This window comes from Photorhabdus sp. RM71S (assembly GCF_042879355.1).
Classification (GTDB): domain Bacteria; phylum Pseudomonadota; class Gammaproteobacteria; order Enterobacterales; family Enterobacteriaceae; genus Photorhabdus; species Photorhabdus kayaii.
Genome location: NZ_JBHFKV010000007.1, coordinates 54,194 through 80,398, shown reverse-complemented (window position 1 = coordinate 80,398; position 26,205 = coordinate 54,194). Strand labels below are relative to the sequence as shown.

Sequence of the window (26,205 nt, the reverse complement as noted above, 5' to 3'; positions counted from 1 at the left end):
CTGCGCGTTTTACAATACTTTCCTACTCATCACCCCATTGATTAATCGAGAAATATTTAACGGATTATGGTCTTGAAGTGCGAGTGGAAGTAAGGATTTGGGATAGTTTTGGAAACAGACCGGGCGCAGAAAACGCCAGATTGCCAGTGTGCCAACTGAAGTCCCTCTTGCATCTGAAGTCGCCGGGTAAGGCCCGCCATGAACCACGGCATCACAGACTTCAACGCCTGTTGGGTAACCATTGACAACCACCCTGCCCGCAATGTTTTGTAATCGTTGACTGAGCTCGTGTGCATTCGCTAATTCATCGTGCTCACCAATCAAGGTAGCGGTAAGCTGCCCCTGCAAACAGTCAATTGCGTGTAAAAGCTGATATTGGCTTTCGACTTCGACCACAATAGCAACAGGACCAAAAACCTCCTCTTGTAACAGGGCATTTTTATTCAACAACAAAGCAATATCTGCGTGATACAACATCGCACTTGCCTGATTTTCATGATGTTCGCCAATGGCTAACTGGGTCATTAAAGGTTCATCATCCAATTGATGAATACCTTTTTGGTAGTTGAGTAATGTGCCTTGGTTCAGCATGGACTGTGCCGGTCGAAACGTGATCTCCTGCGTCAAGTGAGTAATAAATTGATCAAATTCTGGTGAACGAATACCCAAGATTATTCCTGGCTTGGTACAAAACTGCCCGCTACCTAATGTGAATGAATTTGCCAATTCTTGGGCGATCTGTTTTCCTCGCTGTGCTAAGGCGTTTGGCAGCACAATGACCGGGTTGATACTCGACATTTCAGCAAAAACCGGAATAGGTTGTGGTCGCTGCATCACCATATCGAACAGTGCACGCCCACCAGCGAGCGAGCCGGTAAAACCAACGGCTTGAATAATGGGGTGTTTGACGAGATCTGCCCCCACGCTATTGCCATAAATCATATTGAATACACCTGCGGGCATTTGTGTGGCGATAATAGCTCGTTCTATCGCTTCTGCTATGACTTCAGCGGTAGCCATATGGCCACTATGTGCTTTAAAAACAACGGTACAGCCCGCAGCTAATGCTGACGCCGTGTCACCACCAGCAGTTGAAAAAGCCAAAGGGAAATTACTGGCGCCAAAAACCGCAATAGGACCTAGAGGAATATGGCACTGGCGAATATCAACTCTGGGAAGCGGTTTTCTCTCAGGTTGCGCAGTATCAATACGGGCAGCATGAATATCACCACGGCGTAACAGCGTGGCAAACAGCCTCATTTGCCCGCTCGTTCTCGACCGTTCACCTTGCAGTCGAGCTGGGGGCAGAGCCGTTTCTTCTGATACAAGGGTAATGAAGTCATCACTGAGAGCATCAATTTCATCGGCAATTTTATCTAAAAAAACAGCACGTTCTTCCAACGATGTTTGGCTATAACGGGTAAATGCATTGGCGGCTGCTTGGGCGGCGAGATCGACCTCATGTCGTGTAGCTTGATAAAACACATAACCCGTTAACGAGTTATCCACCGCCCGCCGGCTGTGCAAACAGCGTTCTCCCTCTGCTTGCCTGCGACCTCCAATAAACTGCATACCTGAATGTACCAACATAACGATTCCTCCCAGGGTATCAGAAACAAGTTACAGCCCAATTCAGAGACCTACATCAGGCAATGAAGGACGATTAGCGAGAGCTTTTTCTACAATGGCGCGGACTTCTGCCAATGTTTCCCCTTCGAGTGGTAAACGCGGTGGGCGGGTAATGGCACTACCACGGCCAACCATTTCTTCACACAGTTTGATGCATTGCACCAAATCAGGGCGGAAATCCAAATGCAACAGAGGCATAAACCAGCGATACAATTCCCGAGCTTCTTCATAACGTTTCTGTTTAGCCAGACGGAATAAAGTCTCTCCTTCCCGTGGAAAGGCATTCGACATACCTGAAATCCAACCTTCTGCGCCCACTGCGACTGACTCTAAAACGACGTCATCCAAACCGGCAAAAAGAATGAAGCGATCACCTGCTTCGTTGGGAATATCACTAAAAGGACGGGTATTGCCTGATGAATCTTTAAATGCAACGATATTTTCGCAATCGGCCAGAGACGTCAGAATTTTCGGCGTAATATCATTTTTATACAGCAGAGGGTTGTTATATAGCATGACGGGTAAATCGGTAGAGGTTGCAATTGTACGGAAATACGCCCTATTTTCTTTCGGTGTTGGGGTATAAATCAGAGGTGGCATGACCATTACCCCATTAGCGCCTGCCTGACGGCATTCAGAGACCATTTTACACGCATTATCAGTTGTCAATTCTGCGATACCCGAAAGAACGGGAACTTTTCCACCAGCAACATCTACTGCGAGGTCAACGATAGCACGCTTCTCCTTCATAGACAGAGATGTGTTTTCTCCCACAGAGCCATTGACGACTAAACCGGAAACCCCATCTTTAATCAAGTTCGTCATTACCTTCTGTGTGGCGTCCAAATTAATGGAAAAATCGGGGTTAAATTGTGTCGTCACTGCCGGGAAAACACCCTGCCAGCTAACCTTTCTCTTGCTCATAGCCCTATCCTTTAATCGTCATTGATTTACTTGATATTTAAAAGGCAAATTGTTTTTATTTTGTTAACAAAGTGTGACTCATTGGTTTTAGTGGAATGATGGCTATTTCACTACAGAGAAGCTTGTCATTTTTCACAGTGAACAATGACGAAATTAGCATAATGGGAATGGCAAACTTAAAGCTGAGGAGCTTTTACTGAACCAGATAATTCCTGAAAACATCATGTATACACATATGTACAAACTTATCCAAGCATTATGACCGCCATGACTACCGGAAAGCATTGAAGCCGGACTAACCGGCTTACTTATTACCTCAGCACCTTCGGCTACCCAATAATAGGAGTCTGTGAAGAGTCTTGCCCATTTTTACCTAATACTGCCACTGCAGGTTCTAAAGAATATTTTTGTTCTTATTATGCTGCTCTCACTATGTAGTTAAATGCGACGTTGCGGGGACGGTTCTCTGAGGCTACAAGAACAACCCTTGACGCATCGAATCCGAAGCCGTATGGATTATCCGGGTTACGAATATTCTTTGACTTGGTAGTACCATCTGTTGCTATTCCAAGATTAATTTTACCGTAGAAAGCTTCTTTTGTTGCAAGATGATAATTATCTGCGATAGCCCCAGGGAACGAACCTGTAATGTTCCTAATCGCGTCACCTTGCCACGTACTGCAAACCCGACCCGGATCAACACCACGGCCATTATCCCAACCACGAATGAACTCACCTCTTAAATCGGGTAAATAACCACTAGGATAAGCCTTTGCTAATTCCGGAAATTTCGACTTATCAAAGGACTCACCGTTACATTGCAACCACCCAACTGGCGGTATAGCAGTAGGCCAGGGAATAGGAGTACCCACGGGTATATCATTGGTTTTACTACTATTAATATCTTCACGCAATGAATTTATTATTTCCTGAACAAGCTTTTGTGTAACCGCCAATGTGTCGCTATTACCAATTACATTTGTAAGCTGAACAACACCTTTTTGTGTTAATGAGGCATCGGGAACTTTTATTGTGTTTTTTTGTTCTAAAGCTCTATTTAATTGTGCGGTGAGTTTAGCTATATCCCCATCATCCAAAACATCATCACCAGATTGTGTCGCAATAAAATTAGCCACGACAGCTGATATGGTTGACGATTGACGCAATGCCTTATTTAACATATGAGTGGAAACATCATTTGGTGGAAACCCAGTCAGTAAATCCTTACTTTCTTCATATAATCTCTGACTCACTACATTAGCATTATAACTAATAGAAAAAGCTTTAAAATCATTTTTCTGACTCATATATACTCCTTAAATTAAATAATATTATAGATTTATAGATGACTTATCACAATTCAGTGTATTTCAATAAAATAATAATAAAACACTCTTATAACTCAGAAGTCTTATTATTTTTATATAATCCCAAGAGTAAAAATCTAATATTTTTAACCAAAGATATACTAAATCCATTTATATTTAACATCTAAAATTCATTAAAAAATATGATTTAAAAATCAATTAATTAAATTTATTCTCATGATTAGAAATGACCATTAATATCTAAAGATGATTATAAAATCGAATTTATTTAATAAATGAATTAACCCAATGTCGTGGCGGTAAAACGACAAATTGGATCACAAAAGGACGGATATATCAGGAAAGTGGCAAATGACTCCTGCCCATTGACTGACGAAAATCACTGGGCGTGATTCCAGTTAACGCCTTAAATTGCCGGGTAAATGCGCTGTGATCCGTATAACCACATTGCAAGGCAACATCTGTAATAGGTAATTTCGTAGCCAGCAATTCCGAAGCTTTTTCAATTCTGATTTTGTGGATCATCTGCCGAGGTGTCAGGTGAAAGATGCGTTTACAGTAACGTTCCAATTGAGCAACCGAGAGACGTGTTAAATGAGTTAGCTCTTCGAGACGAATTGTCCGATCAAAATTTTCACGAATATAATCATCAACGATAGCTAACTTTTGGTACACAGGGTGATTTTCCTTAACTTCCATTAAATCATGAGAAATTCCTGCCATACCAATAACTTGATTATGTTGATTATACAATGGCAATTTATATGTCATGCACCAACCTGCCTTGCGTCCATGATAAAAATGGAGCTCCAGTTGGTTTTGGATAATTACCCCTTGATGCAGCACACGTAAATCCTGTTCGGTGTAACAACTGCCCATCTGAGCAGGAAAGATTTCGGAAGAGGTTTTACCGAGTAGCGAAGAGATCGACTTAAATCCGCAGCGTGTGGCCAGCGTAAAGTTTGCAATTAGATAACGTGCTTTGATATCTTTGATAAAGAAAACCACGCTGGGAATCGCATTTAACAATGGTGTAATTAAAGCAACCGCATTGAGAATATCTTGCAGGTTACTGGGTTTGTGATTAACTAATCCACTACAAAGCGCCGATAAAAACTCAACATTGCAAACATCATAACCATTTGTGCCAATGCTGTTTTTTTCATTGTTCTGGTATATATTCATCATCGATATCTCCAATCTATTACCATTAAAATGGGATTTTTGACTCGTGTTTAGTTATTTACCTTGATTCTTTCATTGTGCTGATTTCAGCATATTGCGGTATGAAATTCATCAAGCGACAAACGAAATACTACGCCACCATTTATTAAAAATACGTTAATTGGGTGGCTTTATGGCAGATAAGCATGATTATCAGATGGTTCGCGTCATTGATTCACATACAGGTGGAGAACCCACCCGTACAGTAATCGAGGGATTTCCATCTCTTGGCAAAGGAACCGTTGCCAAACAGCGTCAACGCTTTGAAGCCAAATTTGATCACTGGCGTAAGGCTCTCATTCTTGAACCAAAAGGGAATGATATGTTGGTCGGTGCACTTTTATGTCCGTCTACTGTACCTGACGCCGATATGGGGGTGATCTTCTTTAATAACGCGGGATATTTAGGCATGTGCGGCCACGGCACTATGGGCCTTATTGCTTCGCTCTATCATCTGGGTTGGTTGAACCCTAGCAAGTATAAAATTGAGACCCCTGTTGGGATTGTAGAGGCAGTGCTCCATAAGGATGAAACAGTGTCTGTTTATAATGTTCCCTCTTATCGTTATCAGCAAAATGTCACCGTGAACGTGCCTGGTGTGGGTGATGTTAATGGAGATATTGCTTGGGGAGGAAATTGGTTTTTTCTGATCGGTCAACATAACCTGTTTCTAACCCCTAACCATATCGATGAACTTACGCAATACAGTTGGGCAGTTAGGCAAGCGCTGGAACAAGCGGGGATAACCGGTGAAAACGGTGAGTGTATCGACCATATTGAATTGTTCGCTCCTGATAACGATACAGATAGTCGTAATTTTGTGTTATGTCCGGGGAAAGCCTATGACCGTTCACCGTGTGGCACTGGAACAAGTGCTAAATTAGCCTGCCTGGCGGCGGATGGAAAATTGCAGCCGGGTGAAATTTGGCGCCAATCCAGCATTATTGGAAGTGTTTTTGAAGCCCAATATCAGTGGGTTGGTCAAAAAGTTGCCCCAGTGATCCGGGGAACAGCGCATGTTTACGGTGATAACAAGTTAATCATTGCCAAGAACGATCCTTTTGTCTGGGGAATCAATGTATGACCCCCTCCCAAATATCGGATGTCATTATCGTTGGTGCTGGCATCATTGGAGCAGCATGTGCTTATCAGTTGGTACAAGATGGTTTGAGAGTTGCTGTAATTGATGATGGTGGTAAAGGGGCAACGCAGGCAGGGATGGGGCATCTCGTGTGTATGGACGATAATCCTGCTGAATTGGCACTGAGTAGTTACTCATTAGATATATGGCGAACATTCACCCCCCATATGCCAAAAAATTGTGCATGGCGTAGATGCGGCACACTTTGGCTGGCAGATGCAGAGGACGAAATGGAACTGGCTGAGGAAAAAAGCGCACGTCTTACCTCCTATGAAATCGAAAATATTCCGATGACAGCAACACAGATTCACCAAATGGAACCGATGGTGAGGCGTGGGATTGCCGGCGGTTTGTCTGTTCCTGCGGATGGGATTGTCTATGCACCAAATGTCGTACACTGGTTTTTTGCTAGCTGTAATCAAAAGATTCAGTTTATTACAGGACAAGTGCACGCCTTAGAGCCTCAGACCGTTGTGCTGCGTGATGGAAAGAAATATTGCGCGCCGAGAATATTGCTAGCAAATGGGCTATGGAGCACACATCTGTTACCTGAATTACCGATTGTCCCTAAAAAAGGGCAACTGGCGATTACCGATCGTTACCCTACCTGTATCACACATCAACTGGTGGAATTAGGGTATAGCGCCAGTACACATACCTTGGATGGTACGTCAATCGCTTTCAATGTTCAGGCCCGCCCTACCGGTCAGCTTGTAATTGGCTCTTCACGCCAGTTCCATAACGAACAACACACTATTGATCTCTCCCTACTCCGCTCTATGCTCCAGCGCGCACTTTATTTTTTACCTCAACTTGGTCAGATGAATATTTTACGTTGTTGGTCTGGCTTTCGTGCTGCGACTCCAGATGGCTTGCCGCTATTGGGGCAACATCCTGATTACGAATGGCTATGGCTGGCTGTGGGCCATGAAGGATTAGGTGTGACGACCGCACCGGGCAGTGCCAAAATCATCTCTGCATTGATGCTGAACAGAAAAACAGAGATTGATCCATTGCCTTACCAACCTGCACGTTTTACTGCTATGGCCTGTCAGAGGTTGCTATGACACTCAACAAACCACCATTTATTGCTCTGTTTATTGATGGCGAACTGATCACAGTTCCTACGGGGATTACTGTAGCGGCGGCGCTAGCTTATACCGGTGATGAGCATTGCCGTATATCTGTATCACATCAATTGAGAGCACCTTTTTGTGGTATGGGGATCTGTCAGGAGTGCCGTTTGATGATCAATGGTCGCCGCTGTGTAGCGTGCCAGACAGTTTGTGAAATGGGTATGAAAGTCGAGAGGATCTGAACATGGCAACATCATCTTCTTCTACAGTATTACGCTGTAATGTGCTGGTTGTTGGCGCAGGACCGGCAGGATTGGCTACCGCACAGGCTGCGATACAAGGGCAACAATCCGTTATCCTGATTGATGACAATCCCAAAGCAGGCGGACAAATTTGGCGTCAAGGGCCATTTCATACATTGCCACCGATGACGAAACGTTATTTATCGGTACTATCAGAAGATGCATTAATCTATTTACCGGGTTGTAAAGTCATTGCAGTAGACAGCCAATGTGTGATTGTTGAAACGGCAAGTCGGCACCGAATAGTTCACTACCAACGCATCATTCTTTGTACTGGAGCTAAAGAAAAATTACTTCCCTTTCCTGGATGGACATTACCGGGTGTCACGGGCGCAGGCGGATTACAGGCGTTGATAAAAAGTGGTCTCCCCATGATTGGTGAGCGTGTTGTTATTGCAGGTAGCGGTCCCCTTTTGCTCGCGGTTGCCGAAACGGTAAAAAAAGCAGGAGGGAACGTGGTCGGTATCATTGAACAGGCGCCTTTACACCGCTTATTTTCGTTTGGCTTACGACTGCTCCGCTGGCCTAACAAGTTGCATCAAGCCATCATGCTCATGCCACTTAAAAATTACTACAAAAACAGTATGGTGTTAGGCGTGGAAACCTCGGTAGAAGGCAGGTTAACTGGAGTGTATATCAGTAATAAAGGGCAGAAGCAGAAATTATCCTGTACGCGTTTAGCTTGTGGTTTTGGTTTAAGACCCAATACGGAATTGGCACAATTGCTTGGTTGCTTGCTGGACGAACAAGGAAATATCCAAGTAGATGCGTGGCAACAGACTACTATACCTGGTGTATATGCAGCGGGAGAATGCACAGGTATTGGCGGCAGTGAGCTTGCACTTTGTGAAGGATTTATTGCCGGGTTTGCAGCGAGTAGTAAATACGCACTAGCTGAAAAATGGCAACAGAAACGAAGAAAATGGCGGTGTTTTGCCACCGCAATAGCACAAACGTTTAAATTAAATAGAGAGATCACACAGGCACTTCCCCCAGATACCTTGATCTGTCGTTGTGAAGACGTAAGTTTAAACGAACTTGAACTATTTCAAGATTGGAATAGCGCAAAAATGGCAACACGGTGTGGCATGGGAGCTTGTCAGGGAAAAATCTGTTCTGCCATTCTCCACGATATCAAACATTGGGCAATACCATCCCCTCGCATTCCACTATCACCTACCCGTCTTGAAACGCTGGCAGCAGGAGACACGGAAAAGTTTGTTTAGTCACCCTTTGCTATGATTCATCTCGATAAACATTAAAACTTGTAATGTATTACTTTAAAAATCAAGGTGTGGACACATTTATGTATAAGACAAATGGAACCATTTTGGATGTACCGGGTGTTAAGGTTGGGCATGCTGAAGATAAATTGGAGCAAACCGGTTGTAGCATCATTATTTTCGACGACGGAGCTGTTTGTGGCGTTGATGTCAGAGGTTCTGCGCCGGGGACAAGGGAAACTGAGCTTTTAGATCCCATTAACACTGTTCAGAAAGTCAATGCAGTGGTGCTAAGTGGAGGGAGTGCTTTTGGATTAGATTCCGCCTCTGGCGTAATGCGCTATCTTGAAGAAAGAAAAAAAGGTTTTGATACCGGTGTCGCTATCGTACCTATCGTTCCTGCCGCAATAATTTTTGATCTAAATTTTGGTGATCCTGCTGTTCGTCCTGACGCTGAAATGGGCTACCTTGCGGCACAAAACGCTTCTGTAAACCCTTTTCCATCGGGAAATATTGGTGCCGGCGCTGGAGCAACTATAGGTAAGATGGCTGGTTTTGACAAAGCTATGAAAGGTGGACTTGGAACAGCATCGGTTAAATTACCTGGCGGGCTGACAATTGGCGCAATGGTTGTTGTAAATGCTGTTGGGGAAATCAGAGACCCTAAAAATGGTAAAACCATTGCAGGTGCATGTGATAAAAATGGTCATCTTATCGATCTCCCTTCCTACGTTTTAAAAAATTATAAAGATAATAATTTCACTCAGGGGATAAATACGACCATTGGCATAATCTGTTGTAACGCCAATATGAATAAAAGTCAGATGAAAAAAGTTTCCCAGATGGCTCATGATGGTCTTGCGAGAACGATATATCCCGTTCATACCATGAGTGACGGGGATACTATTTTTGCGGCGACAACGGGTGGTGTAGATTCATCGGTGAATATTGTTGGTATGCTTGCGGCGGAGGTCATGGCTGTTGCAGTTTTAGATGCGGTGAAATCAGCTAAATCAAAATTTGGTGTTAGAGGTTATGCCGATTTATCACTGTTAAGGTGATGCTGGTAGCCGCCATACATCAGTAGCCTTCCGAACCTGAACTACCCTACAAACCCAATAAAAAGGTTAACATTATGTCAGACATTCGCCTGTATATGCTGCAAACCGGAACCATCAAATGTAAGGTTCACTACATCAAGATGAATCAAGGCAACGGCGCCGATTATGAAATTCCAATTCCATTTTTCTTACTCACTCATCCTAACGGTCATACGCTAATTGACGGCGGCAATGCAGTTGAAGCCGCAACTGACCCCAAAGGCTACTGGGGAACTATCACCAAAGCTTACTGGCCGGTGATGCGTGAAGATGAAGGTTGTGTCGCTCAAGTGAAAAAGTTGGGTATTGATCCCGCAGATATCCGCTATGTGGTGCAATCCCATCTTCATCTCGATCATACTGGCGCAATAGGACGTTTCCCTAACGCGACACATATCGTACAGCGACGTGAGTATGAATACGCCTACACACCAGATTGGTTTTCCGCTGGCGGTTATATCCGCAAGGATTTTGATCGTCCTGGTTTGAAATGGGAGTTTCTCGATGGGGAACGCAATGACATGTTTGATGTTTACGGAGATGGCACATTAAAAACGGTATTTACTCCGGGACATTCACCAGGACACCAATCACTACTGGTGACCCTGCCGAACAGTGGTAGCCTGCTGTTAACGATTGATGCCGCTTATACCCTCGACCACTGGGAAGAACGGGCATTGCCAGGGTTTCTCACCTCTACCACTGAAACCGTCCGTTCGGTGCAAAAACTGCGACATCTAGCCGAACGTACGAATGCAATCGTGGTAACGGGGCACGATCCAGATGCCTGGCCAACATTCCGTAAGGCACCGGAATACTACGATTAACTCTAATTTGTCAATGCAAAATATAGCCAGAAACTAGAAAGTGGATGTTTCTGGCTTGGTACTCATTTTACGAAAGTTTAATCTACCGTCCGAGAATAACCGTTATTCCTCCCCTCCCCCTCTTAACCAATCATTGACAAAAGACTGGGCATTTTCAGATTTAAACCCAATTGAAGATATGCCGGTTGGCTTCCATAAGAGCTCGATAACACGCACTTTATGGTTATAATCAAGGGCATCAAACAGTTGACTTAACTGTTCATCTAAAAGCAAATCTCGATATTGAAGAAAATATTCATCATTGAATTGATCGCAACATCCAGCAAAAAGCTTATTGCCGTTTTCACGATTGAACCCACAACATCTCACACGCTTAAAACCAGCTTTATAATAAAAATCGCATATTTCATTATATCTGTATGCGTTGACGATAGGATTCAAAAATGCATCCACATTAACAGCAACCTGATCAACACTATCATCTAAATGATTAGCTGTACTATCGCCATATTGATTTTGGCTTAAGTTTTCGCACAGCTTATTCATTAAATCAGTATTTAAAAAATATTCTTCTGCATGATTTTGTTTTACAAAAATCTGCAAAAGTTCTCGCTGCCTCAATCGTTCATATTCTCCTATAGCGTTGTATAGCCAAATGAGCGCTATACCCTCTTCATTTAATGAACGTGAAGCTGCTAAAAAACCCTCTTGTGGACATTCCATATGATGGATAACACCGGTAGAAACAACAACATCAAATTGATTATCTCGTGTTAGCTTCTCAATCGTATTATTTTCTAGCGTGACGTTATCCAACTGATGATAAGATATCAGCTTATCTGCCACCTCTAACGCTTTATCCGTCATATCAATACCCACAAATTGGGTATCGGGATACATACTTGCCAGCCCTAGCAAACGATGTCCCGTTCCACACCCTAAATCGAGCACATATTTTCCCGTTAAATAATCCGGCTTAAATATAAGCCCTATCACCGTGGCCATATCATAAATAAGATTGTCTCCAATGGCGGAACTAGGATATGGATATCGGTTATACATCGCTTTGACGTCCTGATTACTCATATTTATTTCTCCGAACAAAATGACAAATCAGTAGTAATAGCCCATGATCACGAATAATAGATTACAAATAATAGTATAGAAGTCACCCTCATAAAATTCATGACAAAGAGTAATAAAATATTTCATAATTGGGAGAAAAACATATTAAATTCAATTAGGATGGAAATAATTTCATATTAATAAATATCTTAAATAGTTGAAGATCGAAACAAGATGAATATTAATTTATTCACACAAACATCATTTACTGTCATGTTATCTTGAATACGTAAAACAAACACGAAGTTAGGTTAACACATATCACTATAAAGTATTAATTTTATGAAAAAATATAAAATATAAAAATTCACTTTAACAATTTAAGCGATCAATTTTTAATTAAATATCATTTAATAAACAGACACATAACTTTTTTACCAAATATTTTTAGAAATAAAACCCCAAGCTTTCTTGCTCTATTTCTATGTACAGTATATTTTTATTTTAAATACTATAAAAAAGTCATGGCTGTGATTAGATATAATCACCACGATTTAGCCAGAATCGCTCATATCTATACCCTATGGATTTCAAGATGCATCGCGACGGCAAGGGAGCAAATCCCCGGGAGCATAGGTAACTATGTCACTGAGGTGAGTGCCGCCAACAAAGAGGCAACTTGAAAGATAACAGGTATATAACAGGAGAAATATTATGCACGTCGGTATTATTGGGGCGGGGATTGGTGGTACATGTTTAGCACATGGATTACGTAAAAATGGAATCAAAGTGACAATTTACGAACGCAATCCTATTTCATCAATCGATCTTCTTGGCTACGGAATTCATATCGATATATTAGGTCAGCAAGCAATGCAAGAGTGTCTTACTAATGAAAGCTGGCTCGCCTTTAAGCAGGCGTCAAAACCTATTGGTGGACAGTCGCGATTTTACAATGAGCGTCTGCGTCTTCTCGCTGTTCACGGCGGTATTTCTCCAATGGCAGGACGGATTATTTCTGAACGGCGTCTGTCAACTAGCAGATTTGAACTCAAGGAAATACTAAGTAAGGGACTTTCAGATATAACTCAATGGAGCAAAACATTCGTTCATTATGAACATATCGAAAATGGAGGTATTAAAATCTTCTTTGCAGATGGCAGTCATGAAAATGTCGATGTTCTTGTCGGCGCAGACGGCAGCAATTCAAAAGTACGTAAGCAGTACCTTCCTTTTATCGAAAGATTTGATGTCGGTGTTAGCATGATAATGGGTCGTTCACGCCTTACTCCGGCTCTCGCAGCTTTGCTGCCCCAAAATTTCCTGGATGGAACACCCAACAGTATCGTACCTAAAAGCTCTGATTGGTTGTTTATTACCATGTGGCGTGCCCCAGTTGATATCCATGCAGAGGCTACCTCGACAGAAATGGGTGATTTTATAATTTGGGTTTACGTAGCAGCAACAAATAGTTTTCCCAACGATATCACTGCTTTTTCCTCTGAATCCCTCTGCGATCTGGCCCTATCCCGTATGGTTTCATGGGACTCAAATTTACATGCTTTAATTAAGCACAGTGATATGGAAAACGTATCTTCGATAAATTTACGCAGCATGCCTCATCTTCCCTCTTGGAAATCCAGTAACATTACCTTACTTGGAGATGCTATTCATAACATGACGCCAATGGCAGGCTTTGGCGTCAGTACTACACTTCGAGACGCTCTTTTACTCACACAGAAACTTGCCAGTGTAGCGTTGGGCCACGAAGAGTTAGTCAAGGCAATTTCAGATTATGAGCAACAAATGCGCACATATGCTAATGAGATCGTTGGAATTTCACTACGCAGCGCTCAGAATGCTGTAGAACATTTTTCAATACCACCATTAAAACAACGGCATTTGAACATAAGAAAAAATACATCTCAAGGTTATCAGCACCGACGTTAATATTTCGAGTAAATTGTCATACCTGAGCTAATTCCATATCATTACTTTAGATATACTGATTACAACAATAAAAACGAGGTGAAGATAAAAAAGAACTGCCACCAGTATATATAATACTGGTGGCTTGGTTTAATTAATTATGCAATCTTTACCCAAGGATAAGTATCAGATGCCCCTCCACCGTCTGGCACGGTACCTCTATTCCACCATTTAGCTTCCCAATTTTGATTGTTCCAACTCACTCTATCACCGGCCTGATACACCTTATTTGCATCCCAAACAGGGTAATCACTCCCGTCATCTGGATTAACTGGATCAACCGGTTCAACATTAATACCCTTGAAATAGAATGGTTCCATATCTATCTTTTTCGTAATTAATTCACAACCAAGACCTTCTCTAGCCGCATTGACTAATAAACCTCGGTCTTGATCTGCAGTCCATGTAAATATTCCTCCCAGATTCTTTTCTAGTACATATTGCGCTTTAGATTTAACCGAACGCGGGGTATCAAGAGAAATAAACAACTGACTATCCTTATTATAGAGATAATCCGCTTCTGCTATTTCATCGGTATATAAGTCAAAATTATTTCTTCCCCTCTTTTCTTCCAAATCCAGATAATTATATATCGTGTCGTACCATTCTGTGGTTCCTGATTCAAACGAACCGGTTGTTGTAATCTTCGGTTCTTTTTTCGGGACATAACCAGGATCATAACTGCCGGATAATGGAGAATAACTATCAATAACCGTATTTCTGGCATTGCGTGAATAGCCGGTGTAACCAATATTGATGGCAGATGCAGGTACACCAAGACTCAATAAATATTCAACCGCCTTTTCTACACTATTCTCACCACCAAGATAATTACGGAGATTCGTGTGATGTAACAACTTTTCAGCCCACGGAGTACCAAAGAAATCATAGGTCATAACGTTAATACCATATAGTCCAATTTGCAGTAATTCAGGTATTTTTGATTTTTCCATTTTCTCTGGTACCGCCGAACAAGCGATACTTATTTTTATATCTGAACGCCCTGCTTCTTTAAAAGCAGCAGTTAAATCTTTAATTAAACTAACATAATAATCGCCATCGTCTGGCGCATACATGTTACCTTCATTTCCAGCAACGCCCGGATACTCCCAATCAATATCAATTTCGGTAAACATAGGGAAACGTTGGAATATATCAACTAAACTCGAACAGAAATAGGATTTTAGTGTTTCGTCTCTGACCATATTATAAAAGCCATTACTCATGGTCCAACCACCAACACTAAATGACATAATAAGATCGTGGCCTTGAGCTTTTGCTGCTTGTTGAACTTTAGCCAATCCACCTAATACGCCCATACTTTTAGATTGATCAAAATCCCTTGGCATTTGGATATCTTGCCAACCAGAATAAGTACAATTCTGATAAGATTGGCAATCTCCCCAAGCATCTGTGAATGTCACTTCTCCATTATTGGTGCGGGCAAATAATGGCGCTTGCTCTTTAATTTGCTGCTTTTTTTCGCCCTCATCACCTAATATTCCACAGAAACCAATAACTAATTTATCATAAGCAAAAGGATTATCTAAAAGGTGCTGTAAATCTATTCCTCTACCTCGACGAATGGGATCTTGATTTCCTTGTAATCTACCGTCATATTGCGACCAATCTGTATAATAACCAAAAACTTTAGGTTTATTTCGGGTATCATACTTATTATAGACTGGTAATGCGGCTCTTCCCGATGTGTAACTAAAATTTATCGTTTCAGTTGATGGATTGAAATTATCTATCTGATAAGACTGTTCACTAAGAAAATCTGTCTGGATTATTTTTGACATAAATCACCTCGACTAGATATCAATTTATTTTTCGATGAACACTCCAATTGCTTTACTTGCGTGGTAACATAATTACATTCTAGTTTGTATTCTTAGGAAAACAAATAATTGTTATTTGTTTGATTGTTAATGGTCAACTCAAATTTATGTCAACGTAATTTATATTACCAACCATTTATTATCAAACGGTAAAAACAAATTATTGCAAATTGCAAATATATTAATTGTCATTATTACAATTGACTTCTCAATTAAACTTGTAAATTAATTTTTACGAACCATTTATTTTAATTTTATTTCAAGCTGACTATTTTTTATATTTTATATCTATACTGATTTGTATCCTTAGGGTGTTCGTTTCTTCAAAATATTATTACCATCCTTATATATGGAGATTAAAATGAAAGCTAAAGATGTTCAGCCAACCATTATTATTAATAAAAATGGCCTTATCTCTTTGGAAGATATCTATGACATTGCGATAAAACAAAAAAAAGTAGGAATATCAACGGAGATCACTGAGCTTTTGACGCATGGTCGTGAAAAATTAGAGGAAAAATTAAATTCAGGAGAGGTTATATATGGAATCAATACAGGATTTGGAGGGAATGCCAATTTAGTTGTGCCATTTGAGAAGATCTCAGAGCATCAGAAAAATCTGTTAACTTTTCTTTCTGCTGGCACTGGCGACTATATGTCCAAACCTTGTATTAAAGCGTCACAATTTACTATGTTACTTTCTGTTTGCAAAGGTTGGTCTGCAACCAGACCAATTGTCGCTCAAACAATTGTTGATCATATTAATCATGACATTGTTCCTCTGGTTCCTCGCTATGGCTCAGTGGGTGCAAGCGGTGATTTAATCCCTTTATCTTATATTGCACGCGCATTATGTGGTATCGGCAAAGTTTATTATATGGGCGCAGAAATTGACGCTGCTGAAGCAATTAAACGCGCAGGATTGACACCATTATCGTTAAAAGCAAAAGAAGGTCTTGCTCTAATTAACGGCACACGGGTAATGTCCGGTATCAGTGCAATTACCGTCATTAAACTGGAAAAACTATTTAAAGCCTCAATCTCTGCGATTGCCCTTGCTGTTGAAGCATTACTTGCATCTCATGAACATTATGATGCCCGAATTCAACAAGTAAAAAATCATCCTGGTCAAAAAGCGGTGGCAAGTGCATTGCGTGATTTATTGGCAGGTTCAACTCAAGTTAATTTATTATCTGGGATTAAAGAACAAGCCAATAAAGCTTGTCGTCATCAAGAAGTTACCCGACTAAATGATACCTTACAGGAAGTTTATTCAATTCGTTGTGCACCACAAATATTAGGTATAGTGCCAGAATCTTTAGCTACCGCTCGGGAAATATTGGAACGGGAAGTTATCTCAGCTAATGATAATCCATTGATAGATCCAGAAAATGGCGATGTTCTACACGGTGGGAATTTTATGGGGCAATATGTCGCCCGAACAATGGATGCATTAAAACTGGATATTGCTTTAATTGCCAATCATCTTCACGCCATTGTGGCTCTTATGATGGATAACCGTTTCTCTCGTGGATTACCCAATTCACTTAGTCCGACACCCGGCATGTATCAAGGTTTTAAAGGCGTCCAACTTTCTCAAACCGCTTTAGTTGCTGCAATTCGCCATGATTGTTCTGCATCAGGTATTCATACCCTCGCCACAGAACAATACAATCAAGATATTGTCAGTTTAGGACTGCATGCTGCTCAAGATGTTTTAGAGATGGAGCAGAAATTACGTAATATTGTTTCAATGACAATTCTGGTAGTTTGTCAGGCCATTCATCTTCGCGGCAATATTAGTGAAATTGCGCCTGAAACCGCTAAATTTTACCATGCAGTACGCGAAATCAGTCCTCCTTTGATCACTGATCGTGCATTGGACGAAGATATAATCCGCATTGCAGATGCAATTATTAATGATCAACTTCCTCTGCCAGAAATCATTCTTGAAGAATAAAAAGAAAATCACTGAAAGTTTTTCAATCATCTCTTGACTAAAAATACAGAACCCCATTTACTGATGACAGAAACAGTACGAGTAAACAAGGGGTTTTGTATGATCGTTTTTGTGACAGGAGCAACTTCAGGTTTTGGTGAATCAATTGCCAGAAAATTCATACAAAACGGTTCTAAAGTTATTGCGACTGGACGCCGTAAAGAGCGGTTAGAAAAATTAAAAGCTGAACTGGGTGATAACTTTTACTTTGTTCAACTTGATGTCACTGATCGGGCCGCTATCAATCAGGTTGTAGAACAATTACCAGAATCACTCCGCCATATCGATATTTTAGTCAATAATGCCGGTTTAGCGCTTGGATTAGAACCCGCTCATCTGGCTAATCTGGATGATTGGGAAATAATGATTGATACCAATGTCAAAGGGCTCGTCAATATGACCCGTGCTCTACTGCCTAAAATGGTAGAAAGAAATCATGGGCATATTATTAATATCGGTTCTACCGCTGCAAGTTGGCCATATTCCGGTGGAAATGTTTATGGCGCAACTAAAGCCTTCGTCAAACAGTTTAGTTTGGGCTTACGAGCAGATTTGCAGGGAAAAAATATCCGAGTGACTGATATAGAACCCGGTTTAGTTAGTGGAACTGAGTTTTCTTTAGTACGTTTTAAAGGCGACAATGATAAAGTGAATAAAACCTACGATGGCACGCAGGCATTAACCGCCGAAGATGTCACTGAAGCTGTTTTTTGGGTCGCTAATTTACCTGCTCATGTCAACATTAATACATTAGAAATGATGCCAGTTTGCCAGTCATTTGCCGGGCTTAGTGTACACAGAAATGAATAATGACACTCTTCTTGATAATTTGTTGAACATCTTAATGCTATCTTATAATTTATCTATCTGATAGTTTCTTATTGTGCTATCTAAATTGGCCCCACTTACTCTACTCTCAAGAGGATTCAAGAGGATAAAAGATGAATATTTGTAATTCTTTGATATTAAAAGCAATGCCAGCTATCGCTCTGGCAATACCATTGTTATGGCAAACGCCGGCATTGGCGGCAACTTGTACTGCCGGAAGTACCTGCGTCACAGTGAATGGCAGCGGAGATTCTGTGCTCGATAAAGAAGCCGCCCGCCAAAGTAAAGAACAATGGGATGAAACAAAGAATCTTCGCACTAAAGTTAATAAACGTGCTGAGAAAGAGTTCGACAAGTTCGATAAAGCCATTGATGCTCGTGATGCATGTATGAAAAGTACCAATATCAATGCTTATTGGGAACCCAATACCGAACGTTGTTTAGACAGCAATACAGGTATGCCCATCAGACCGTAATATAAGGTGATGACAATGAAGATGAAGAAAGCGCTTTTATTTAGCGCATTGATCTTTACCCTATCCCCATTCGCACTTGCTGCACAAGCTTCATGCGAAAGCGTGAAAGAGCAAATTGCGCAGAAAATTATCAATAATGGTGTGCCGGAATCTGGCTTTACATTGGAAATTGTTGCTAATGACCACATTGAACAAGCCGGTGGTAAAATCGTTGGGCATTGTGAAAATAATGCCAAAAAGATTGTGTATACCCGGCAAGGAAGCCAATCTCAAGCTCATCTGACCTCCAAATAAACCCGCATTATCTTTCTGAAGGAAGATACACAAAGTTCAGAGAAAATATTACGCCAATATTTTACCGTTGATGAATGATGAGATGAATAGAGGTCGAGGCTATACGCCTTCGGCCCCTTTTCACGTTATACCCGTTATCTTTCAAGTTACCTCTTTGTTGGCTGCATTCGCTCACCCCGGTCACATAGTTATCTATGCTCCCAGGGATTCGCTCCCTTGCCGTCGCGATGCATCTTGAAATCCATTGGGTATATCTCTATGTGAACAACACACGAATAATGCCCCTTGATAAGCTGACCTGAATGATAGCCTTAATATAGTTTCCTATATATACCCGTCATCTTTCAAGTTGCCTCTTTGTTGGCTGCACTCGCTCACCCCGGTCACATAGTTACCTATGCTCCCGGGGATTCGCTCCCTTGCCGCCGCGATCCATCTTGAAATCCATAGGGTATAAACCATTAGCTTTTTTAAAACTGACAATTTAAATAATTAAATCTAACATTATAACGTTTTGGAATATAAATATTTTCTGAATATCATCATATTGAAAATTTAAAATAGGAAACGTTATGGGTGATCTTATCACTAAGAAAATTCGCTTTGTCGTGGTGTTTTTTATAGCATTAGCCATATCAGGATGTAGCGCTGTCCCAGGAAATCAAACAGAAGCCCAGAATTTTAATGGCAACAGCAATGCGCAATATGTAAAAATTTATTTGCATAATAATACATCACATTCATTAGTAGCTGAAAAAACAGACTTACTTTGGGGGAGTTGGATTGAAAGACCGTCGTCATCAATATCCGCATATAGTCACGATTCATTTGCCTCAAAAGGTAAGATTTTTAGTGGCACCGAGGGCAAAATTATTTATCGTTTACCCAATGGTGAAGATAAGCTAAATGTTCACTGGAACCTTTCATATTGGGGTGTTCAGAACCACAATATCCATCTCTCCGAGGCATCAACTAATTATAAACTTGAGAAAACAGTTAAAAGCTCATCTTCTTTAGGCATACAGATTGATATTTATCTCACTGAAAAAAGCATAGACAGCAATTATAAAATTGCCGTGATGTCAGATCCTCAGCCGTGGCGTTTAGATCCTGAACAAGGCGATCCTAATGCCGACAAAAAACCGTGGGAAGAATTAAATAGAAAAGTAGCAAACAGTATCAATAATATTTATGAACGCAATCATCTTGCTTTTGGCATCGTTAATGGTGATCTTACCGAATTTGGACGCGCTAGCACCAGAAGAAGCCTTGAGGAGATATATACATCAAAAATCAAATTCCCGCTATTTATGGGATTAGGAAATCATGATTATGCAAATAATGTTAATGATTGTACTTACCCCGAAGGCTTTGATTTCAGTCGTAATGCCTGCGCCAGATCCGCTGTATTTGATATGGCAGAGAGAATAAGTGGTTATAGTAAAAAATTGAATAATTTCTCCTATGACTATGACAATAAAGCATGGAAAGGCAGTTTATCTTATTCATGGGATTTCGGTGATATTCATTATGTTCAATTGCAAAACTATCCTACCTATAGTGTCAATTTGGACCACTATATCAGCCCAACCGTTTATATTACAAAATCCCTTGATTGGTTGGAAAGCGATCTCAAATCTGCTCAAACAAGAGGAAAAGCAGTAGTTTTAAACTTTCACGATGGGTATGACCATTTTATCGATAACAGCAGTTCCGCTGAAAAAGAGCGATTTAGATCATTGATTGAACAGTACAATGTTATGGCCGCTTTTGTTGGGCATTCACATTACCTTAGAGAATACACCTCCTATGTATTTGGAAGCGCAAGAGTCTATGACAGTGGCGCACTATTTCAAGGTGATTTCTTTATCATTAATGTTAACAAAAAATGCATGGAAATATCTGCATATAATGGAATAGACGGTATTCCCAAGTTTGTTAAAAAAATGACGAGTGTTTGTGGTAAATAGAGAGCAAATCTATTTATTAATGTAATGATAAACCTCACTTTTTCGCCAGTGAGGTTTTTTGTTAATCGACTACAGTTCGCAATTAGGATATTTATATGTATTAGCAATATCCAGATAGCAGGATAAATCTTTCTCTTCAGGACGTAAAATATACGGAATTTCACCTAACTGTGGCGCATTAATATGACGGCGTAACCTATCCATCACTTTCGTATAGTGCGATAAACCAGGATTAATTCTGTTAGCTACCCATCCTACTAATTGCAATCCATCATTTATTATTGCCTGCGCGGTTAAAATTGAGTGATTTACACAGCCAGGCTGAATACCAACAACTAAAATGACAGGGATTTTTTCCCGAATCACCCAATCAAAATAAAAAGTTTCATCATCCAGTAATACACGCCAGCCACCGTTACCTTCAATAATAACGCGATCTGCTTTATTACTAAGATTATTTAATCCTTTTTTCATCTGTTCGAAATCAACCTGATTACCTTCATAATACCTGTTTTTCCAGATAACTGGATTAATTTCTTCATATTTAAGCGGAACGGGAGAAGATTTTTGTAGAATCACACCATCTCGATTACGCATACCTTCTTCTGTTTCATACCCTTCTGTGGCTATAGGTTTATACCCTACTGCCGTTGCTCCATCACGATTAAAAGCTTGTAATAATGCACGGGTAACAATTGTTTTACCTATGTTGGTATCTGTCCCCGTAACAAATAGGCGCGTTAACATAAATTCTGTTTTCCATAATGACAGATAGAACCCGGTTAATGAGCGCTTAAGTCTAGAGGATGCGACTATAAGGGAGATTGCGTTAGCTCAATGTTTTGTTTAATTGCTACGCCAATTTAGTGAAAAAATTTATACCTAATAGATTTCGAGTTGCAGCGAGGCGGCAAGTGAACGAATCCCCAGGAGCATAGATAACTATGTGACTGGGGTGAGTGAAAGCAGCCAACAAAGCAGCAGCTTGAAAGATGAAGGGTATATATATATTCTATGGATTTCAATATGCATCGCGACGGCAAGGGAGCGAATCCCCGAGAGCATAGCGAACTATGTGACCGGGGTGAGTGAATGCAGCCAACAAAGAGGCAACTTGAAAGATGACGGGTATAAAGTTAATATTACAACCAGAGAACTTCTATCAAGTATATTATCCTTTCATTAAACTGATCAATAATGAACCATCATATAAAGCTTTTTTAACTGATACTACCGTGGATAATGTACCTGAATTATTGAATTTTGTTGCAACCAATTCAATCTGTTTACTATAGGCAGGCAAAGCGTGTTGTTGAATACATTCACTAATCACCGGATACAAAACTTGTTGTGAAGCATTAAGAGGAGAACCCATCAAAATTTTTTCTGGGTTAAATAAATTGACCATCATTGCGATAATATGCCCAATTTTTACTCCGATATCACGAATAATATCTACTGCCAAAGTATCACCGTTATTAACCGCCTGACAGAATGACTCAACGGTCAGTGGTTCACCATTTAGTAAAGAATCGGGTACCATTGCCAACTGCCGTTTTGCTCTGGATAAAATATGACTGATACCTACAACCGTTTCCAGACACCCAACATTCCCACAATAACAGCGTTCACCATCAGGTTCAGCCTGAATATGCCCTACCTCCATGACACCACGGTTGCCAGCATGCAATGTTTGCCCCGCAATAATCACGCCAACACCAACATGTTCATCAATGACCATTTGGATAACATTCTGACAATTTTTTGCTGTGCCATATAGTGATTCAGCTATCGTCCAGGCAGTTATTTCATGTTGAAGAAATACCGGTAATCCGGTGCGACGATGCAGATATTCTCCTATTGGTAATTCCTGAACCTGGTAATAAGGGAAATTGTGGATTAAACCTTGGGTCGGATCAACAATCGCATTTACCGTCATGCTAATTGCCGTCAGACGCTCAAGACGAGATTGATAGCGACCAAAAAATGCATCAATCTCATCAATAATGCTATCTAAAAAGGATTTTTCCTTGTTGGCCGGTAATGGTAAAACATCTTCAACAATTAACTTGCTACTTAAATCACGCAGTCCCAATATTAAACTTCCCAAGTTAATACTAACACACAGGAAATGCCAACTTTCAGAATCAAGCTTCAGTCCAGTCGCCGGGCGCCCTCTAAATCCTAAATCCAAAAATTCCGTTTCCATGACTAAGTGTGCATCGACCAATTCACGGACAATTTTAGTAATACTGGCTGGAGCTAGTTGAGCTTTTTTGGATAGCTCAATACGGGAAATTGGACCATATTGATCAATTAACCGATAAACAGTACCAATATTAATCTGTTTTATCTGATCAATATGCCCTGGTTGTCCATCCATTATTTACCCTTTTACGCTCTAATTACTTCACGTTTCAAAATAATTGTTGGCTGATTATGTCGAGGTTTTAGGCAAAAAGTATGATTCTTTCAATAAATATGTGATATTCAGCACGAAATTTAGCTTATTTCTACTTATTTTTTCCATTCAAAATATTAGATATAAGTAGGTTTATCAGCCTGTCTGCGGCGGCCGATATTGGCCGGTTTTTGTGATTTACCAACCAGACCTCAGAATAAGAGTGGTTATCAGCTAATGGAATATACTGGACACCATCCACTTTCATGCGGGTAAAAGATTCAGTCACAACACTGACACCTAATCCAGCAGAAACCAGCCCAAGAATGGTCATCGCTTCGCCTGCTTCCTGTGAAATCATCGGCGTCACGCCTGCTTGAGCAAGTAATGTGATGATTTCATCATACAAAGCAGTCCCCACTTCGCGCTCAAAAAACACCATCGGATAGCCCGACAACATTTCGAGATTTATTCCCTGTGGAGCATATTCCAACAAAGGATGTCCATCATAAACAGCAAGCATAAAAGGTTCCCGAAATAATAGCCGATACTCAAGGTTATCGGGTAATTGGGTATTACGCATGATACCAACGTCGATCCGTCCCGTCAGTAATGGCGCAATCTGCTGTTTAGTATTCATCTGATGCATATGAATAGCGACTTCCGGGTAACGTTCCCGAAATTGCCGTAAACTCAGAGTGACCTTATTCATAAAAGGTATCGTAGAGGTGAAACCGATAGATATTTCGCCTAATTCCCCTTTTTGCATTCTTGCTGCTTTTGTTGCAGCAGCATCAACCTGAGCCAGGATCAGATAAGCTTCTTTCAGAAACATGTTACCTGCCGGCGTCAAGCTCACATTCCGGTTATTACGTTCTAACAACCGCGCATTTATACTATTTTCAAGTGATTGAATCTGTTGGCTTAATGGCGGCTGTGAAATATTAAGCCGTTCTGCCGCACGACCAAAATGTAATTCCTCTGCCACTGCAATAAAGTAGCGTAAATGCCGTAACTCGATAGCCATAATCACCTTTGAGATCTAATACATATTATTGTTAATGATTAATATATTAGACAAAATATTTTGCAATTCATATGCTTGATCTTCATAAAAGTATAAGTTAGCTAATGAGTTAAGTAAGGAAATTATGTGAGCGCCAGCCCTAGTAGTAATACCAGCCTTAGTAATACCAGCCCTAGTAATAATAGTAGTAGTATCGGTGAAAATTTGACTCCCGGTAATCATCTTGTCCAACATGTTCAAAATAAGAAAAGTCACATTCAGAAAGACGATCCTCTGTATATTAGAGTGACGTTGTCACTCTTCACCGTGGGGTTAGCTGCATTTGCCCTACTCTATTTCGTTCAACCAATCTTACCCATGCTGTCGGATGATTTTGGTGTTTCTCCTGCTACCAGTAGTTTATCTTTATCCCTTTCAACCGGAATGTTGGCATTGGGCTTATTAATCACCGGTCCTCTGTCTGATGCTATTGGCCGTAAAAATGTGATGGTAACAGCGCTATTTGCCGCCGCACTTTTCACTTTACTCAGTGCATTTATCACCAGTTGGCATGGAATTTTGGTTGTACGCGCTCTGGTTGGTTTGTCTCTCAGTGGCGTAGCCGCCGTTGCAATGACTTATCTTAGTGAGGAAATCCACCCTAACTTTATTGCTTTATCAATGGGACTTTATGTTAGTGGTAATGCTATTGGTGGCATGAGCGGGCGATTAATATCAGGTGTTATCACCGATTATTTCTCATGGCGGGTTTCTGTCATCGTATTAGGTTTATTAGCATTAATTGCGGCAATGATGTTTTGGCGTATGTTACCTGAATCGCGCCATTTTAGGCCAAGTTCTCTCAAACCTAAGTCTTTATTAATCAATCTGAAATTACATTTTCGTGATAAAGGATTGCCATTACTGTTTTCTGAAGCCTTTTTACTCATGGGCGGCTTTATTACCCTATTTAATTATATAAGTTATCGTTTATTGGATTCGCCCTATCATTTCAATCAGTCAATTGTCGGTATGTTATCTATTGTCTATCTGGCAGGAACATACGGCGCATCCAAAGTAGGCACATTAACCCACCAATATGGACTCGGAAAAGGGCTGATCGCGATGATAACTATGATGCTAATCGGTACGCTTATTACCTTATTATCATCTGTGGTGATGATTATTATTGGGATGATAGTCCTCACTTTCGGTTTCTTTGCTGCACATGCTGTTGCCAGCAGTTGGGTCGGACGCCGTGCTCGCTGGGCCAAAGCACAAGCGTCTTCCCTTTATCTGTTTTGTTATTACTTTGGTTCAAGTGTGGCTGGTACTTTGGGCGGTATATTTTGGCTCCAATTAGGTTGGCATGGTGTTGTTTTATTTATTGCCATTCTTATCCTTTTAGCTCTACTTTTAGGGTTTAAACTCGCCAAACTTCCAGAGGCAAAATAATAGAAGACCAGAATTTTTTATTATTTGGCGTTTTTTATCCATCAGGTAATGTCCTTCACTTTCTGATTTATTGAAAATTAATATGTTTTTTGCGGTGATATTAAAAA

At 40.7% G+C, this 26,205-nt stretch carries 22 protein-coding genes; 13 read left to right on the top strand and 9 right to left on the bottom strand.

The window, feature by feature from the left end:
* Positions 1–9: 9 nt before the first annotated feature.
* The 4 genes from ACGF5R_RS06145 to ACGF5R_RS06130 form a co-directional block, all read right to left on the bottom strand.
* A complete protein-coding gene (locus ACGF5R_RS06145; RefSeq protein WP_387690112.1) occupies positions 10–1,590 on the bottom strand; it encodes an aldehyde dehydrogenase (NADP(+)) in 1,581 nt (526 codons plus the stop codon).
* A 42-nt stretch (positions 1,591–1,632) separates the two neighbouring features.
* Positions 1,633–2,553: a dihydrodipicolinate synthase family protein gene (locus ACGF5R_RS06140; RefSeq protein WP_112875954.1), complete on the bottom strand. Its 921-nt coding sequence runs from the start codon at positions 2,551–2,553 to the stop codon at positions 1,633–1,635.
* Positions 2,554–2,969: 416 nt separating this feature from the next.
* A complete protein-coding gene (locus tag ACGF5R_RS06135) occupies positions 2,970–3,860 on the bottom strand; it encodes a tail fiber protein (protein WP_387690110.1) in 891 nt (296 codons plus the stop codon).
* Positions 3,861–4,217: 357 nt separating this feature from the next.
* Complete coding sequence (locus ACGF5R_RS06130; RefSeq protein WP_262980076.1) at positions 4,218–5,069, bottom strand: AraC family transcriptional regulator; 852 nt, start codon at positions 5,067–5,069, stop codon at positions 4,218–4,220.
* A 169-nt stretch (positions 5,070–5,238) separates the two neighbouring features.
* Between ACGF5R_RS06130 and ACGF5R_RS06125 the strand changes: the two genes are divergently transcribed.
* The 6 genes from ACGF5R_RS06125 to attM all read left to right on the top strand — a co-directional run bounded on the left by ACGF5R_RS06125 (position 5,239) and on the right by attM (position 10,774).
* Positions 5,239–6,189, top strand: coding sequence for a 4-hydroxyproline epimerase (locus ACGF5R_RS06125; protein ID WP_112875956.1), 951 nt, complete (start codon positions 5,239–5,241; stop codon positions 6,187–6,189).
* Positions 6,186–7,313 (top strand): FAD-binding oxidoreductase, encoded by a 1,128-nt coding sequence (locus tag ACGF5R_RS06120; protein WP_112875957.1) that lies wholly within the window; start codon positions 6,186–6,188, stop codon positions 7,311–7,313. The genes ACGF5R_RS06125 and ACGF5R_RS06120 overlap by 4 nt, the downstream gene beginning before the upstream one ends.
* Positions 7,310–7,564: a (2Fe-2S)-binding protein gene (locus ACGF5R_RS06115; protein WP_112875958.1), complete on the top strand. Its 255-nt coding sequence runs from the start codon at positions 7,310–7,312 to the stop codon at positions 7,562–7,564. Before ACGF5R_RS06120 ends, ACGF5R_RS06115 begins: the two co-directional genes overlap by 4 nt.
* Positions 7,565–7,566: 2 nt before the next feature.
* The gene (locus tag ACGF5R_RS06110) at positions 7,567–8,850 is read left to right on the top strand and encodes an FAD-dependent oxidoreductase (RefSeq protein WP_112875959.1); all 1,284 of its coding nucleotides are present in this window, start codon (positions 7,567–7,569) and stop codon (positions 8,848–8,850) included.
* A gap of 80 nt (positions 8,851–8,930) precedes the next feature.
* Positions 8,931–9,908 (top strand): P1 family peptidase, encoded by a 978-nt coding sequence (locus ACGF5R_RS06105; protein ID WP_112875960.1) that lies wholly within the window; start codon positions 8,931–8,933, stop codon positions 9,906–9,908.
* 74 nt (positions 9,909–9,982) lie between these two features.
* Positions 9,983–10,774: an N-acyl homoserine lactonase AttM gene (attM, locus tag ACGF5R_RS06100; RefSeq protein WP_192880958.1), complete on the top strand. Its 792-nt coding sequence runs from the start codon at positions 9,983–9,985 to the stop codon at positions 10,772–10,774.
* A 102-nt stretch (positions 10,775–10,876) separates the two neighbouring features.
* Here attM and ACGF5R_RS06095 read toward each other — a convergent pair whose 3' ends face one another.
* The gene (locus tag ACGF5R_RS06095; protein WP_387690108.1) at positions 10,877–11,860 is read right to left on the bottom strand and encodes a class I SAM-dependent methyltransferase; all 984 of its coding nucleotides are present in this window, start codon (positions 11,858–11,860) and stop codon (positions 10,877–10,879) included.
* Positions 11,861–12,553: 693 nt separating this feature from the next.
* Here ACGF5R_RS06095 and ACGF5R_RS06090 point away from each other — a divergent pair.
* Positions 12,554–13,789 carry an NAD(P)/FAD-dependent oxidoreductase gene (locus tag ACGF5R_RS06090; protein ID WP_112875961.1) on the top strand — a complete coding sequence of 412 codons (1,236 nt, stop codon included), beginning with the start codon at positions 12,554–12,556 and terminating at the stop codon, positions 13,787–13,789.
* 137 nt (positions 13,790–13,926) lie between these two features.
* Here the strand turns inward: ACGF5R_RS06090 and ACGF5R_RS06085 are convergent, their stop codons facing one another.
* Positions 13,927–15,630, bottom strand: coding sequence for a glycosyl hydrolase family 18 protein (locus ACGF5R_RS06085; protein ID WP_387690106.1), 1,704 nt, complete (start codon positions 15,628–15,630; stop codon positions 13,927–13,929).
* Between the two features lie 400 nt (positions 15,631–16,030).
* Between ACGF5R_RS06085 and stlA the strand changes: the two genes are divergently transcribed.
* The 5 genes from stlA to ACGF5R_RS06060 all read left to right on the top strand — a co-directional run bounded on the left by stlA (position 16,031) and on the right by ACGF5R_RS06060 (position 21,236).
* Positions 16,031–17,629: a phenylalanine ammonia-lyase StlA gene (stlA, locus tag ACGF5R_RS06080; RefSeq protein WP_387690104.1), complete on the top strand. Its 1,599-nt coding sequence runs from the start codon at positions 16,031–16,033 to the stop codon at positions 17,627–17,629.
* A gap of 99 nt (positions 17,630–17,728) precedes the next feature.
* Complete coding sequence (gene ydfG, locus ACGF5R_RS06075) at positions 17,729–18,478, top strand: bifunctional NADP-dependent 3-hydroxy acid dehydrogenase/3-hydroxypropionate dehydrogenase YdfG (RefSeq protein ID WP_387690102.1); 750 nt, start codon at positions 17,729–17,731, stop codon at positions 18,476–18,478.
* A 131-nt stretch (positions 18,479–18,609) separates the two neighbouring features.
* The gene (locus tag ACGF5R_RS06070) at positions 18,610–18,972 is read left to right on the top strand and encodes a DUF1283 family protein (RefSeq protein WP_112875965.1); all 363 of its coding nucleotides are present in this window, start codon (positions 18,610–18,612) and stop codon (positions 18,970–18,972) included.
* A 21-nt stretch (positions 18,973–18,993) separates the two neighbouring features.
* Complete coding sequence (locus tag ACGF5R_RS06065) at positions 18,994–19,266, top strand: DUF1161 domain-containing protein (protein ID WP_162119937.1); 273 nt, start codon at positions 18,994–18,996, stop codon at positions 19,264–19,266.
* A gap of 572 nt (positions 19,267–19,838) precedes the next feature.
* The gene (locus ACGF5R_RS06060) at positions 19,839–21,236 is read left to right on the top strand and encodes a metallophosphoesterase (protein ID WP_387690100.1); all 1,398 of its coding nucleotides are present in this window, start codon (positions 19,839–19,841) and stop codon (positions 21,234–21,236) included.
* Between the two features lie 69 nt (positions 21,237–21,305).
* Here the strand turns inward: ACGF5R_RS06060 and bioD are convergent, their stop codons facing one another.
* From bioD to ACGF5R_RS06045, 3 genes are all read right to left on the bottom strand, one after another.
* On the bottom strand, positions 21,306–21,983 hold the full coding sequence (bioD, locus tag ACGF5R_RS06055; protein ID WP_112875968.1) for a dethiobiotin synthase: 678 nt from the start codon (positions 21,981–21,983) through the stop codon (positions 21,306–21,308).
* Between the two features lie 424 nt (positions 21,984–22,407).
* Positions 22,408–23,619: an ROK family transcriptional regulator gene (locus tag ACGF5R_RS06050; protein ID WP_262980086.1), complete on the bottom strand. Its 1,212-nt coding sequence runs from the start codon at positions 23,617–23,619 to the stop codon at positions 22,408–22,410.
* A gap of 130 nt (positions 23,620–23,749) precedes the next feature.
* Positions 23,750–24,664 carry a LysR family transcriptional regulator gene (locus ACGF5R_RS06045; protein WP_112875970.1) on the bottom strand — a complete coding sequence of 305 codons (915 nt, stop codon included), beginning with the start codon at positions 24,662–24,664 and terminating at the stop codon, positions 23,750–23,752.
* Positions 24,665–24,856: 192 nt separating this feature from the next.
* On the opposite strand from ACGF5R_RS06045, the gene ACGF5R_RS06040 reads away from it, so the two are divergent.
* On the top strand, positions 24,857–26,098 hold the full coding sequence (locus ACGF5R_RS06040) for an MFS transporter (RefSeq protein WP_387690178.1): 1,242 nt from the start codon (positions 24,857–24,859) through the stop codon (positions 26,096–26,098).
* The last annotated feature ends 107 nt before the right edge of the window (positions 26,099–26,205 follow it).

Coding starts and splice junctions, on each gene's coding strand:
- ACGF5R_RS06145 (WP_387690112.1), bottom strand. CDS start 1,590: ATGTTGGTACATTCAGGTATGCAGTTTATTGGAGGTCGCAGGCAAGCA.
- ACGF5R_RS06140 (WP_112875954.1), bottom strand. CDS start 2,553: ATGAGCAAGAGAAAGGTTAGCTGGCAGGGTGTTTTCCCGGCAGTGACG.
- ACGF5R_RS06135 (WP_387690110.1), bottom strand. CDS start 3,860: ATGAGTCAGAAAAATGATTTTAAAGCTTTTTCTATTAGTTATAATGCT.
- ACGF5R_RS06130 (WP_262980076.1), bottom strand. CDS start 5,069: ATGATGAATATATACCAGAACAATGAAAAAAACAGCATTGGCACAAAT.
- ACGF5R_RS06125 (WP_112875956.1), top strand. CDS start 5,239: ATGGCAGATAAGCATGATTATCAGATGGTTCGCGTCATTGATTCACAT.
- ACGF5R_RS06120 (WP_112875957.1), top strand. CDS start 6,186: ATGACCCCCTCCCAAATATCGGATGTCATTATCGTTGGTGCTGGCATC.
- ACGF5R_RS06115 (WP_112875958.1), top strand. CDS start 7,310: ATGACACTCAACAAACCACCATTTATTGCTCTGTTTATTGATGGCGAA.
- ACGF5R_RS06110 (WP_112875959.1), top strand. CDS start 7,567: ATGGCAACATCATCTTCTTCTACAGTATTACGCTGTAATGTGCTGGTT.
- ACGF5R_RS06105 (WP_112875960.1), top strand. CDS start 8,931: ATGTATAAGACAAATGGAACCATTTTGGATGTACCGGGTGTTAAGGTT.
- attM (WP_192880958.1), top strand. CDS start 9,983: ATGTCAGACATTCGCCTGTATATGCTGCAAACCGGAACCATCAAATGT.
- ACGF5R_RS06095 (WP_387690108.1), bottom strand. CDS start 11,860: ATGAGTAATCAGGACGTCAAAGCGATGTATAACCGATATCCATATCCT.
- ACGF5R_RS06090 (WP_112875961.1), top strand. CDS start 12,554: ATGCACGTCGGTATTATTGGGGCGGGGATTGGTGGTACATGTTTAGCA.
- ACGF5R_RS06085 (WP_387690106.1), bottom strand. CDS start 15,630: ATGTCAAAAATAATCCAGACAGATTTTCTTAGTGAACAGTCTTATCAG.
- stlA (WP_387690104.1), top strand. CDS start 16,031: ATGAAAGCTAAAGATGTTCAGCCAACCATTATTATTAATAAAAATGGC.
- ydfG (WP_387690102.1), top strand. CDS start 17,729: ATGATCGTTTTTGTGACAGGAGCAACTTCAGGTTTTGGTGAATCAATT.
- ACGF5R_RS06070 (WP_112875965.1), top strand. CDS start 18,610: ATGAATATTTGTAATTCTTTGATATTAAAAGCAATGCCAGCTATCGCT.
- ACGF5R_RS06065 (WP_162119937.1), top strand. CDS start 18,994: ATGAAGAAAGCGCTTTTATTTAGCGCATTGATCTTTACCCTATCCCCA.
- ACGF5R_RS06060 (WP_387690100.1), top strand. CDS start 19,839: ATGGGTGATCTTATCACTAAGAAAATTCGCTTTGTCGTGGTGTTTTTT.
- bioD (WP_112875968.1), bottom strand. CDS start 21,983: ATGTTAACGCGCCTATTTGTTACGGGGACAGATACCAACATAGGTAAA.
- ACGF5R_RS06050 (WP_262980086.1), bottom strand. CDS start 23,619: ATGGATGGACAACCAGGGCATATTGATCAGATAAAACAGATTAATATT.
- ACGF5R_RS06045 (WP_112875970.1), bottom strand. CDS start 24,664: ATGGCTATCGAGTTACGGCATTTACGCTACTTTATTGCAGTGGCAGAG.